The organism is Bartonella sp. W8167 (assembly GCF_016100335.1).
Taxonomy (GTDB): Bacteria; Pseudomonadota; Alphaproteobacteria; order Rhizobiales; family Rhizobiaceae; genus Bartonella; species Bartonella apis.
In genome coordinates this window covers 1,113,895-1,125,913 of record NZ_JACFSQ010000001.1, presented here as the reverse complement: position 1 = coordinate 1,125,913, position 12,019 = coordinate 1,113,895, and the positions used below count along the sequence as shown (strand labels likewise).

The 12,019-nt window shown below is 46.8% G+C and carries 10 protein-coding genes; 4 read left to right on the top strand and 6 right to left on the bottom strand.

Features of this window, described 5'->3' with window-relative positions; translation table 11 throughout:
• Nucleotides 1–12: 12 nt before the first annotated feature.
• Nucleotides 13–570: a TIGR00730 family Rossman fold protein gene (locus H3V12_RS04655; protein ID WP_198213112.1), complete on the bottom strand. Its 558-nt coding sequence runs from the start codon at nucleotides 568–570 to the stop codon at nucleotides 13–15.
• A gap of 150 nt (nucleotides 571–720) precedes the next feature.
• Between H3V12_RS04655 and H3V12_RS04650 the strand changes: the two genes are divergently transcribed.
• The 4 genes from H3V12_RS04650 (at nucleotide 721) to pssA (ending at nucleotide 5,291) form a co-directional block, all read left to right on the top strand.
• Nucleotides 721–1,728, top strand: coding sequence for a LysM peptidoglycan-binding domain-containing protein (locus tag H3V12_RS04650; RefSeq protein WP_198213110.1), 1,008 nt, complete (start codon nucleotides 721–723; stop codon nucleotides 1,726–1,728).
• A complete protein-coding gene (locus tag H3V12_RS04645; RefSeq protein WP_198213108.1) occupies nucleotides 1,725–3,605 on the top strand; it encodes an ABC transporter ATP-binding protein/permease in 1,881 nt (626 codons plus the stop codon). The genes H3V12_RS04650 and H3V12_RS04645 overlap by 4 nt, the downstream gene beginning before the upstream one ends.
• Before the next feature lie 120 nt (nucleotides 3,606–3,725).
• The gene (locus H3V12_RS04640) at nucleotides 3,726–4,424 is read left to right on the top strand and encodes a phosphatidylserine decarboxylase (RefSeq protein WP_077970969.1); all 699 of its coding nucleotides are present in this window, start codon (nucleotides 3,726–3,728) and stop codon (nucleotides 4,422–4,424) included.
• Between the two features lie 6 nt (nucleotides 4,425–4,430).
• Nucleotides 4,431–5,291, top strand: coding sequence for a CDP-diacylglycerol--serine O-phosphatidyltransferase (pssA, locus tag H3V12_RS04635; protein WP_075915881.1), 861 nt, complete (start codon nucleotides 4,431–4,433; stop codon nucleotides 5,289–5,291).
• A gap of 436 nt (nucleotides 5,292–5,727) precedes the next feature.
• On the opposite strand, the gene H3V12_RS04630 is transcribed toward pssA, so the two are convergent.
• The 5 genes from H3V12_RS04630 to H3V12_RS04610 all read right to left on the bottom strand — a co-directional run bounded on the left by H3V12_RS04630 (nucleotide 5,728) and on the right by H3V12_RS04610 (nucleotide 11,686).
• Complete coding sequence (locus H3V12_RS04630) at nucleotides 5,728–6,471, bottom strand: SDR family NAD(P)-dependent oxidoreductase (RefSeq protein ID WP_143238810.1); 744 nt, start codon at nucleotides 6,469–6,471, stop codon at nucleotides 5,728–5,730.
• Nucleotides 6,472–6,479: 8 nt separating this feature from the next.
• The gene (purF, locus tag H3V12_RS04625) at nucleotides 6,480–7,970 is read right to left on the bottom strand and encodes an amidophosphoribosyltransferase (protein WP_198213106.1); all 1,491 of its coding nucleotides are present in this window, start codon (nucleotides 7,968–7,970) and stop codon (nucleotides 6,480–6,482) included.
• 89 nt (nucleotides 7,971–8,059) lie between these two features.
• Nucleotides 8,060–8,638: a CvpA family protein gene (locus H3V12_RS04620; protein WP_075870054.1), complete on the bottom strand. Its 579-nt coding sequence runs from the start codon at nucleotides 8,636–8,638 to the stop codon at nucleotides 8,060–8,062.
• A 139-nt stretch (nucleotides 8,639–8,777) separates the two neighbouring features.
• Complete coding sequence (radA, locus tag H3V12_RS04615) at nucleotides 8,778–10,178, bottom strand: DNA repair protein RadA (RefSeq protein WP_198213104.1); 1,401 nt, start codon at nucleotides 10,176–10,178, stop codon at nucleotides 8,778–8,780.
• Nucleotides 10,179–10,183: 5 nt separating this feature from the next.
• A complete protein-coding gene (locus H3V12_RS04610) occupies nucleotides 10,184–11,686 on the bottom strand; it encodes a replicative DNA helicase (protein WP_198213102.1) in 1,503 nt (500 codons plus the stop codon).
• Nucleotides 11,687–12,019: the final 333 nt, after the last annotated feature.

The following is a 12,019-nucleotide window of genomic DNA, read 5'->3' as shown; positions in this document are numbered from 1 at the left end:
TCAAATCAGACTTTAATTTTTCGAGAGAGCGGTGACAATCTTTTCTATATTGTCAATTACAAGCGGTTTAAGCCTGTGGTCGGAATGGATGAAGCCTTGTCTTGCCATATGGTCGAGAAGAGCAATCATCGGGTTATAAAAGCCATCAATGTTTGCAAAGGCTATCGGCTTTGTATGCCGTCCAAGTTGCGCCCATGTCATGATCTCGACTATTTCTTCCAGTGTTCCAATGCCGCCGGGTAGGGCAAGGAAAGCATCGGAGCGATCGAACATCAGTTGTTTGCGCTGATGCATTGTTTCGGTAACAATGAACTCGTCAAAGAGATCATCATTCTTATTCCTGGCTTCTTTTTTGATAAGAAAATCGGGAATGATTCCTACGACTTTTCCGCCATTGCTTTTTACTGATTGGGCGATTGTGCCCATAATGCCGCTCGTTCCTCCACCATAAACAAGCGTAATGCCGGCTTCAGCCAGCAATTGGCCAAGCCGGTTGGCCGATTGGACATAATCGGGATTGTTCCCCTTAGAAGAACCACAATAAACACAGATAGAATTGATTTTTGTCATGGGTGATGTTTTGCCGTTTAATGAAATTCCCGTCAAGGAAAAATGGAAGATTGAGGAAAAGGATCAATTCAACGGGTTTGGTATTCCGTTTGGGCGACAAATGGAATAGGACATAAAAAGTTTTTTATTGTGCTTTAAACAGGATTGTTCATGGCATTCTTTTTGTCGATGAAAAAATTTGCCGTAACTTTAACGCCCATATTGATTGTGGCATTTATTTCGTTTGTCGGCACTCTTCATGCTGATGAATTGAAAAATAATGGACAGCCCGACCAACTCGAAAGTCCGAGTTTCGAGAGTTTCATGTTGAACGATGAAAACTATGCCGTCATCGTCGGCAAGGCTCCCGCAAATGCCAAAGTCGAACTTATCGACGGAGCACGAAAACTTGGCAAGACGAATGCAGATGAAAAAGGCAGCTTTACACTGACATTGGACAAAATCCTCGGTAAAGGACAATATCATTTTGTCTTGAGGGCAACAGATCAGTCAGGAAAATCATTCACGTCACTTGAAACAGTAACTGTCATTATTTCCCATAAGGGCGAACACGGGATGACCGCTTTTATGAATGATCCGGCAGGCCCCTCGCGCTTTATTTCCGGGGTGCCCGCTATTATCAAGATAGGTAAAAAAACCGATAAAAATTTTGATGTAACCCGAGTTACTTATAAAAACAGTATTTTGACAATTAGCGGGCAGGCTGAAAAGGATATGCAAGTCATTGCAACGCTTGGAAATATGCGCTTTGGAAGTGACAAGACTAATGATAGGGGAAGCTTTTCACTTTCCCGCTTTGTGTCGCTCTTTTCGGGTGACCATGTTTTTCGTGTCGATCTATTTAATGACAGTGGCGAAAATGTCGGCTCGTTAGCCATACCTTTTCGTATTGATGAACGCCATCACCCTGTGAACCAGCTTTATCGTGATGGCAAGCCGGTAAAAACCGTGATTGTCGAAAAGGGGGATAGTTTATCGTCTATTGCTGAAAAAGTTTACGGTTCGAGCCGTTATAGAGAAGCAATATACTCGGCTAATTCGGACGCCTTGAAAAATCGTGACCATATCACAATCGGTCAGGAATTGATTTTACCCGAGATAGACAACCTGCAAAAATCGAAAGCAACAACTGCTCAAACTGATTTGAAAGAAAAATGACAGAACCAAACAGAGCGAAAACCGTTTCGGCCGATTCCGGAAATACATTTCGTACTATCCTTAATCTTTGGCCTTATATGTGGCCATCTGATAGGCCGGATCTAAAGCTGCGCGTTTTATGGGCAGTTCTCTATCTTGTTTTGTCTAAACTGGTTTTGATTTCGGTTCCGTATTTTTTCAAATATGCCACAAATGCTTTAAATGTCGATTATACACCACCTTCCTGGCTGCCAGCGATCTTTGCTGCACCGTTTATGATGGTTCTTGCCTATAATGTGGCACGAATCTTACAGGCCGGTTTAAACCAGTTACGTGATGCTTTGTTTGCAACCGTTGGCCAACATGCTGTCAGGAGATTGGCCTATCAGACTTTCGTTCACATGCATGAACTGTCTTTGCGGTTTCATCTTGAAAGGCGAACCGGCGGTTTATCGCGTGTGATAGAACGCGGGACAAAAGGCATCGAGGCAATTGTCCGCTTTTCAATATTGAATACAGCGCCGACCGTTCTGGAGTTCGCTCTCACTGCGCTGGTGGTCTACATCAGCTACGGCTGGCATTATATGAGCGTTGTCGCAATTACTGTCGGGCTCTATACGTGGTTTACAATCAAGGCAAGCAATTGGCGCATTTCAATACGCCGTGAGATGAACGAGTCCGATACAGAAGCAAACACAAGGGCAATCGACTCGCTTTTAAATTACGAGACGGTGAAATATTTCGGTAATGAAGACCTTGAGGCAAAACGCTTTGATAGCTCTATGGCGGGCTATGAAAAGGCAGCCATAAAAACCTGGATTTCACTGGGGTGGCTCAATTTCGGTCAGGCGGTCATATTCGGTGCCGGCATGGCAGTGATGATGTTGATGTCGGCATATGAAGTCATGCATGGCACGCAAACGCTTGGAGATTTTGTTTTCATCAATGCGCTGCTCATGCAACTTTCGATACCGCTCAATTTCATCGGTTCGATTTATCGCGAAGTGCGCCAAGGTTTGACAGATATTGAAGCGATGTTTGATCTTCTGGATGTCAAACAGGAAGTGACTGATGCATCCGATGCAAAACCTCTCATCGTCAAAGAAGGCGAAATTCGCTTCAATCATGTCGAATTTTCTTACGATACAAACCGGCAAATTCTCAAAGATATAGATTTTTCAGTACCGGCCGGAAAAACTGTTGCAATAGTCGGCCCTTCAGGGGCAGGAAAATCGACAATTTCTCGATTGCTATTCCGCTTTTATGACGTCCAAAAAGGTTCGATTACGATTGATGGACAGGATATCCGTTCCGTTACCCAGAAAAGTTTGCGTAATGCAATCGGCATGGTGCCACAGGATACAGTGCTTTTTAATGATACAATTGCCTATAATATCCGCTATGGCCGTCCGGATGCATCGAATGAAGAAGTAAAAAAAGCGGCTGAAATGGCGCAAATAGGGGATTTTATCGCGCAACTGCCAGATGGTTACCAGTCCATGGTCGGCGAACGCGGATTAAAGCTTTCAGGGGGAGAAAAACAACGTGTTGCTATTGCCCGTACGATTCTCAAAGCTCCACCAATCCTGATACTTGATGAGGCAACATCCGCACTTGATACGGCAACGGAACTTGAAATCCAGTATGCACTTGATGTTGTGAGCCGCGGACGCACGACTTTGGTTGTCGCTCACAGGCTTTCCACAATCATCGGTGCGGATGAAATTCTGGTGTTAAAAGGTGGACGGATTATCGAACGCGGCAAACATGATGAATTGCTCGCCAAAGGTGGCCTTTATGCTTCAATGTGGCACAAACAGCTTGAAGCTTCCAAGGCAGAAGAACAATTGCGCAAAATTCGAGAGGAAGATGAGTTGGGCATTGTCTCCCATCATTGACAACTATCTTGCAGACAACGATGAAACAAACTATCGCTTTTTTCACATTGATTGGATAAATAGGAACCGGCTTCGTGTTGAACGGGTGGGTACGGTGTAAGATAAATGGGGTATACGCGTATGAGCATTGTAAGATCGGTTCGTAACGGTTTTGCGCCCATCCATAAGGAAGGGTACCCGTTTATCGTCGGATTCTTCATTTTATCGCTGGTCCTTGGCTGGATGTGGGATCCGCTTTTCTGGTTCGGTTTGGTGCTTACTATCTGGTGCATCTATTTTTTTCGCGATCCGGAACGGGTCACACCGATTGACATGAACCTTGTTATGAGTCCGGCTGATGGCCGCATTTCCTTCGTCGGTATGTTTATGCCGCCCAAAGAACTTGGCCTGGGCAACGAAGAGATGATGCGGGTATCGGTGTTCATGGATATATTTTCCTGCCACATCAATCGCATTCCGATGGATGGTGTTGTGAAGTCCATTGTCTACCGTCCGGGAAAGTTCGGAAATGCCGAACTCGACAAGGCGAGCGATCATAATGAAAGAAACAGCCTTGTCATTGAAACAGCCCATGGCGATATCGGCGTTGTACAAGTGGCTGGTCTTGTTGCCCGTCGCATAGTATGCTGGTCGAAGGAAAATGAACCTGTGGTCGCAGGCAAACGGTTCGGTCTTATCCGCTTTGGTTCCAGACTTGATGTTTATCTGCCAGCCCATGTAAAATTACGGGTGGCAATCGGGCAGAAGGCTATTGCCGGTGAAACTGTTTTTGCTTCGTTTGACAAAAGCGCGACCATAACAGACTTTAGACTGGATTAGATTTTAATGGAGAGTTCTTCGCCTTTTTCTTCTTTTGACCCCGAGGGACACAAAAATGATGATGTGAAGCCGCGTCGATCAATTTCGATACGCTTTGTTCTTCCTAACGTTATCACAATTCTAGCGATATGCGCAGGTGTAAGCAGTATACGTCTGGCGTTTGAACACCGTTTTGAAACGGCGATTTTAATGGTTTTGCTTGCTGCTGTCCTTGATGGTGTCGATGGGCGGTTGGCGCGTCTTATGGGCGGTGGTTCGTCATTCGGGGCACAGATGGACTCCTTGGCCGATGTGGTAAACTTCGGTGTCGCGCCGGCATTGATTGTCTATTCTTTTCTTCTCAATCAGGCTCATCAGGTAGGCTGGATAGCGGCACTTGTTTACTGCATAGCCTGTTGTTTGCGGCTTGCCCGTTTCAATGTCATGATTGATAACAAGCATATTCCGCGCTGGCAGAGGGAGTATTTTGTGGGTGTACCGGCTCCTGCCGGAGCGTTGTTGGTATTGCTACCCATATATCTTGGCTGCCTCGGTCTTGAACCGGGCGCCGGCTGGGCTTTGGTTTTCAGCCTTTATACGGTTGTTATCGCTTTTCTTCTCATTAGTCGTCTGCCTGTCTGGAACGGTAAAACAGTCGGTCAGCAATTGCGCCGCGATGTCGTTATACCCGGTATGCTTGTTGTTGTGATCTATGTCGGCTTTCTTGCTACTTACACGTGGCAGGTACTGCTCGTTACGGCAATCGGCTATATGGTATTTTTGCCATTCAGCTTGATCGCCTATCAAAAACGTTCGGTTCGAGAAGCTGCAAAAATAAAAGACGGTGTCGAAATGCCGGATGAAAACGAACAGGAAGACAAAGATTAGACTTCTGAGTCTCTTGCAGCCTGAAAACAGGCGTAAAAATTCTTGAGTCTCAATGCTCTAATTGAAATATCGGCGGAGTAAGCCGGATTTCGAGAACCAGAATGAAAAGTCGTTCTTCAAACCTGAAGCGCTTGCTGATATCTTAAAGCGCTTTCCAGAATTTTGTGGCCCTTTCAGTCGTCAAAGTTCATGTTAGCGTGTCTCTATCTGTTCGGCATGACTTCTATTGTCATAAATAAAATGCCTTTGAAATCTATGCCCTCGTTCAAGAATTTCGGAACCTAAATCAAATAAAGCAGCGCCGTTTCAGCGATAGATCATGTGCCACTGACACCGAAAATATTGAACGGTCTGCACCAGGAAAACGTGCAGACCGTTTTTTTAAGATAATCCTTCAGAAAAACCGCACGTCATTTTACTGCGCAGTACGGTTTTCCTAGTCGGGAACATGATAGATAAGAAAACGATTTTTACGGGCATCGAAAAACCGGCCCGTCTCTTCAAGATCGGGGGAAGCGAGCTGAACAATCTTGGCCGCAATTTCCTCGGCAGATGGCAATGTGTTCGGATCCTCTCCAGGCATGGCTTGCGCACGCATAGCGGTGCGTGTTGCACCGGGACTTGCCATATTCACTTTAACAGAGGTGTTCTTCAACTCGTCAGCCCAACAGCGCCCCAACACTTCAAAAGCAGCTTTTGAAGCCGCATAAGGCCCCCAAAAAGCTCTTGGTTTATGCACAACGCCGGAAGAAAAAAGAATTGCGCGCGCACAATCCGACTTTTTTAAAAGCGGTTCGACAGCACGGATCAGGCGCCACTGGCTGATAACGTTGATTTCAAACACATCTTCAAATGTCTTGGCTTCGACATGAGCAACCGGCGAAATGGAACCCAAAACACCGGCATTAGCAACCAGAATATCAAGTTTATGCCAGCGTTCGTTAATCTCGTTTCCCAATCTGTCGATGGCTTCCATATCATGAAGATCAAGCGGCACTAAAGTTGCAGTGGAACCTGCTTTGACGATTTTGTCATCAAGCTCCTCCAAGCCGCCGATAGTACGGGCAACGGCAATGATGTGAGCACCGCGTTTGGCAAGTTCCAGCGCGAGATGGTAACCGATACCCCGTGAAGCACCGGTTACGAGGGCGACGCGCCCTTTAAGGTCGAATGAGAGCATATTTTCCATCATCCCCCGCAATTCAACACAGAGAGCTTATGAACATTATCGGCATTTTCTTCATCAACCAGCCGTGTCGGATAATCGCCGGTGAAATAATGGTCGGTAAATTGGGGATCGGCATTATTCCTGACCTCACCTCCAACGGCCATATAAAGTCCGTCGAGAGACAAAAATTGTAACGAGTCTGCACCAATAAATTCACACATGGATTTCAAATCAGGAAATTGATTGGCTAGAAGTTTTGATGCTTCAGGAGTATCAATGCCGTAAAAATCGGGATAAAAGATCATTGGACTTGCGACGCGTATATGGACTTCTTTGGCTCCAGCTTCACGTAGCATCTGTACGATTTTGATTGACGTTGTGCCGCGAACAATCGAGTCGTCAATCAGGATAACGCGTTTTCCTTCAATAACCGGGCGATTTGCCGAGTGTTTAAGTTTAACGCCGAAGGCGCGGATTTGTTGTGTCGGTTCGATGAATGTCCGGCCGACATAATGGTTACGAATAATACCAAGTTCGAATGGAATGCCGCTTTGTTGAGCGTAACCGAGTGCCGCCGGTGTGCCTCCGTCGGGAACAGGGACAACGACATCGCCATCACAAGGGGCTTCTTTGGCGAGATAAATTCCCATATTTTTGCGTGCATTATAGACGCTACGTCCGCCCATGATTGAATCCGGACGGGCAAAATAGACATATTCGAAAAGGCAAAGTTTTTCCGGTTTTTTATCTTTTGGCTTGATCGTTTTGATTGTGACTTCTCCGTCTTTTTGGAGCTGACAGATAATAACCTCGCCATTTTCGACGTCACGGATATATTTGGCGCCGATAATATCAAGCGCGCAGGTTTCCGAGCAGAATATAGGTTTGCCATCAAGTTCACCCATGACGAGCGGCCGGATGCCGACGGGGTCGCGAGCAGCAATAAGCTTTGAACGGGTCATCGCAATCATTGCAAAGCCACCCTCGATCTGGCGAATGGCATCGACAAAACGTTCGGATGATTTTGCATGACGCGAGCGAGCAATGAGATGAAGGACAACTTCCGAATCTGATGTCGATTGGCAAATTGCACCTGATGCAATGAGCTGGCGGCGTATTGTGAGCCCGTTGGTAAGGTTGCCATTATGGGCAATGGCAATGCCGCCCACTTCAAGTTCGGCAAAGAGAGGCTGGACATTGCGCAACGCCGTTTCACCCGTTGTCGAATAACGTGTGTGACCGATCGCACGGTTACCAGGAAGATTGGCCAAGGTTTGCGGGTTGGTGTAATGGTCGCCAACAAGCCCCATATGCTTTTCCTGATGGAAAACGTGTCCATCATAAGAAACGATGCCGGCTGCTTCCTGTCCACGATGTTGCAAGGCATGGAGGCCAAGTGCTGTTAATGTCGCCGCATCGTCATGTCCGAGAATTCCGAAGACACCACATTCTTCATGTAACGTGTCATCATCGGAATAAAAATCCGGCTCACCTAAGACCTCATTCATCATTTCGACCATCCTGTTGAGATATAAATATACTCTTTATCAAATCACCCAATATAGGCAAAAATGGGTGGCATTATGCCACCCATTTAAATTCAGTCACCCGGTTGAGCCGGACTATCGCCAACACCGCTATCGGTATTGGACGGTTCATCTTTTTTCAGAACGCTCGAGGCTTTGTCAAAAACCCAATCCGGATCTTTGGGTAACAATTCCCAAATCTGGTTGCTCAAAGAATCAAGCATCGGTTTGGTTTTTGCGTCCTTGAGCCAGGGCGCCTGATCTTCCGGTTTGATTAGCTGGTTAACAAGCAACATGGCGATAACCATGATAAAAATTCCGCGCACAACACCGAAGATAAATCCCACTGTGCGATCGAGCGCACCAATTCGGCTATCTATAATCACGTCGGCAATTTTCATTGTGATGATTGAAACAATGATGAAAACAACAACAAAGATGATTGCCAGACTGGCAATGAGTGCAATGGTCTTATTGGAAAGATAGGATTCCACAAAGGGCAGGAGGTTCTTATAAAGAAGCACAGCCGCAATAGCCGCAATGACCCATGATGCCAACGATAACACTTCCCGCGAAAAGCCACGCACCATGGCCAGAAAGGCAGAAAAGAGGATTACTACAATAACCAGGCCGTCAAGGGCTGTCATGAACATCAGGCTTGTCCTTAAGTTCGCTTCAATCGGCAAAATATAATGACAGTTTCGTCAATTATGTCTTCAATGCCAGTTTGCAAAACCAATATCAATATTTCCTGCACTTTAAAAGTATTAAGCCAGCCTTTTGTCCACAAACTCAATTCTGTGTTGAAGGCGAAGGCCGCCTTTTTCCGGAAGCAATTGCTGCAACAAGTTCAGGCAAGTCTGCAAAGCTTCTCTGCCTGAAAGACGGCGATTTGATGGTTTCGGTTGTGCCTGATGGCAGAATTGCACCTTTAAATCCGAGTTTGTCTGCTTCTTTCAATCTTTGACCGGAATGGGCAACCGCACGCACCGCTCCCGATAGACTGACTTCACCGAAAAAAACATAATTCGGCGGCAGCGCAATTCCGGCAAGCGAAGAAACAAGCGCTGCTGCCACTGCAAGATCGGCAGCAGGCTCCGAAATGCGATATCCGCCAGCAACGTTGAGATAAACATCATGCTGCCCGAAACGCACGCCGCAATGGGCTTCAAGAACCGCGAGAATCATAGAGAGCCGGTTGCTATCCCATCCAACCACAGCCCGTCTTGGTGTCCCGAGCGAAGTCGGTGCAACGAGTGCCTGTATTTCAACAAGGACAGGACGTGTCCCTTCCATGCCGGCAAAAACCGCTGCACCGGGCGCATTGCTATTGCGTTCACCCAGAAATAATTCGGAAGGATTGTTAACCTCTCTCAATCCATGATCCGACATTTCAAAAACACCGATCTCATCTGTCGGGCCGAAGCGATTTTTCACGGTTCTTAAAATTCTATATTGGTGTCCGCCTTCACCCTCGAAATAAAGCACGCCGTCGACCATATGTTCGACAACACGGGGGCCGGCGATTTGTCCATCTTTTGTGACATGACCAACCAGTACAACGGCGGCGCCCGTTTTCTTGGCAAAACGTATCATCGCCTGTGCTCCGGTTCTCACCTGTGTGACTGTTCCGGGAGAAGAATCGACCGCTTCAGACCAAAGCGTCTGTATGGAATCGATAATGACCAGATCAGGCTTTTTTGCATTTGTAAGCGTTGCGAGAATATCTTCGACATTGGTTTCAGCAGCAAGCTCGACAGCCGAATTGGCAGCCCCTAAACGTTGCGCACGCAAACGGATTTGAGCAACTGCTTCTTCACCGGAAACATAGATAACGTGATAACCTTGGTGCGAAAGCGCTGCTGCGGCCTGCGTCAAAAGTGTCGATTTTCCGATGCCCGGATCACCACCAACAAGCAGTGCCGAGCCCCTCACAAAGCCACCGCCAGTAACACGATCAAGTTCGGCAATTCCCGATTTTATCCGTGGAGCATCTTCAATAGCTCCCGAAAGCGATGTAAGGGCGACAACACGCCCCTTACGGCTGCTTTTGGCGGGGCCGCCGCCTATGCCACCGCTGGTTCCTTCTTCGACAATGGTGTTCCATTCGCCACATGCATCGCATTTTCCGGCCCATTGGGAATAGACTGTGCCGCAATTTTGACAGACAAACTGGGTGCGTGTTTTTGCCATTACGATCAGCCGAATTGCTCTGGTAGCTTGTCACTGTCGGCAAGATCCGAAAAGCGGGTATATTCGGCCTGGAACGCCAATCTTACAGTTCCTGTCGGTCCATGACGCTGTTTTGCCACAATCACCTCGGCCTTGCCGAAGACTTCTTCCATCTCGGCTTGCCATTTCATGTGTTCTTCACTGCCAAGTTTGGGTTCTTTGTTTTTGATATAATATTCATCGCGATAAACAAACAGCACGACATCGGCATCCTGCTCGATAGAACCGGATTCACGAAGATCGGAAAGTTGCGGGCGTTTGTCATCACGTGCTTCAACCTGACGGGAAAGCTGCGACAAAGCAATGATCGGTATATTGAGCTCTTTGGCAAGCGACTTCAAACCGGTCGTGATTTCGGTAATTTCCTGAACACGGTTTTCCGAAGCACGTTTCGAAACACCGGTCATCAATTGAACATAGTCAATCACCAAAACGTCGAGGCCATGCTGGCGTTTAAGCCGTCGCGCGCGGGCTGAAAGCTGCGCAATCGAAATGCCACCTGTCTGGTCGATATAAAGTGGCGCCTTCTGCAATCTTGTCATCGAATGGAGGAGTTTGGCAAACTGGTCTTCGGTAATATCACCGCGGCGGATTTTCGAGGACGATACTTCCGCCTGCTCGGAAATAATACGTGTTGCCAATTGTTCGGATGACATTTCAAGCGAGAAGAAACCGACGATTCCACCTTCATTCTCTTCTGCCGGAAGGTTGTTTTCCTTCGCTTTGATATAAGCATTTGCGATATTGAAAGCGATATTGGTTGCAAGTGAAGTTTTACCCATACCCGGACGACCGGCAAGGATGATAAGGTCGGAACGTTGCAAGCCGCCCATTTGCTCGTCGAGTTTCTTGAGCTGTGTAGGGATGCCGGACAGCCGGGAAGTGCGTTTTTTTGCAGCTCCCGCCATATCAATGGCTTTTTTTACCGCATCATCGAAACTTTCAAAGCCTCCACCATATTTACCGGTTTCGGCAAGTGTGAACAATTTTTGCTCGACATTTTCGATCTGTTTCGAAGGAGTAAGATCAATCGGTGCATCATATGCGGTATTGACGATCTCGTTTCCAAGATCAATCAAAGAGCGACGTGTATAAAGATCATAAATAGCACGGCCATAATCTTCTGCATTGATGATGGTGACAGCTTCTGTCGCCATGCGAACAACATAGGTATAAACCGTCATATCGCCGATTTTTTCATCAGCCGGAATAAACGGCTTGATTGTGACCGGATTGGCAAGCTTGCCGTTTTTGATCATCTCGCTCAGAACAGCGAAAATTGTTTGATGTAAAGGCTCGAAAAAATGTTCAGGCTTCAAAAAATCGGACACTCGGTCGAGAGCATCATTGTTGATAAGAATTGCACCGAGGAGAGCCTGTTCCGCTTCTATATTATGCGGAACCTGCCTGAACGGAAGTGCCTCGTCACCATTGGTTTGTCCGATGTTAAGAACTTTTGCTTCTGACATTAGTCTTTTGCTGCTCGCCTGAATTTTGTCGAATTGGAAAACCCGTCTACTTTACCCCATTGTGGGTAGTGATCGCCACTTTTTTTTCTGTTTCCTTGCATTTTTACCTGTTTCCCTCGTTCATCCCCGTTCAACACGTGGGAAATGATAAGAAAACGCACTGAACGCCACTATTAAAACCCATAAGGCTTGCTTGATGACCGGAAACGGCATTCCGGAAGACCAAGAAATAGCCTTCGCTTCAAGGAAAAATAGCGGTCTATAAGAAGGAAAAATGCCGCATGCTTAAGCACACACAGCATTTTTTTGATTTAAGATGGGGGTGGAGATAGT

Coding starts and splice junctions, on each gene's coding strand:
- H3V12_RS04655 (WP_198213112.1), bottom strand. CDS start 570: ATGACAAAAATCAATTCTATCTGTGTTTATTGTGGTTCTTCTAAGGGG.
- H3V12_RS04630 (WP_143238810.1), bottom strand. CDS start 6,471: ATGCTCTCATTCGACCTTAAAGGGCGCGTCGCCCTCGTAACCGGTGCT.
- H3V12_RS04650 (WP_198213110.1), top strand. CDS start 721: ATGGCATTCTTTTTGTCGATGAAAAAATTTGCCGTAACTTTAACGCCC.
- purF (WP_198213106.1), bottom strand. CDS start 7,970: ATGATGAATGAGGTCTTAGGTGAGCCGGATTTTTATTCCGATGATGAC.
- H3V12_RS04620 (WP_075870054.1), bottom strand. CDS start 8,638: ATGTTCATGACAGCCCTTGACGGCCTGGTTATTGTAGTAATCCTCTTT.
- H3V12_RS04640 (WP_077970969.1), top strand. CDS start 3,726: ATGAGCATTGTAAGATCGGTTCGTAACGGTTTTGCGCCCATCCATAAG.
- radA (WP_198213104.1), bottom strand. CDS start 10,178: ATGGCAAAAACACGCACCCAGTTTGTCTGTCAAAATTGCGGCACAGTC.
- H3V12_RS04645 (WP_198213108.1), top strand. CDS start 1,725: ATGACAGAACCAAACAGAGCGAAAACCGTTTCGGCCGATTCCGGAAAT.
- pssA (WP_075915881.1), top strand. CDS start 4,431: ATGGAGAGTTCTTCGCCTTTTTCTTCTTTTGACCCCGAGGGACACAAA.
- H3V12_RS04610 (WP_198213102.1), bottom strand. CDS start 11,686: ATGTCAGAAGCAAAAGTTCTTAACATCGGACAAACCAATGGTGACGAG.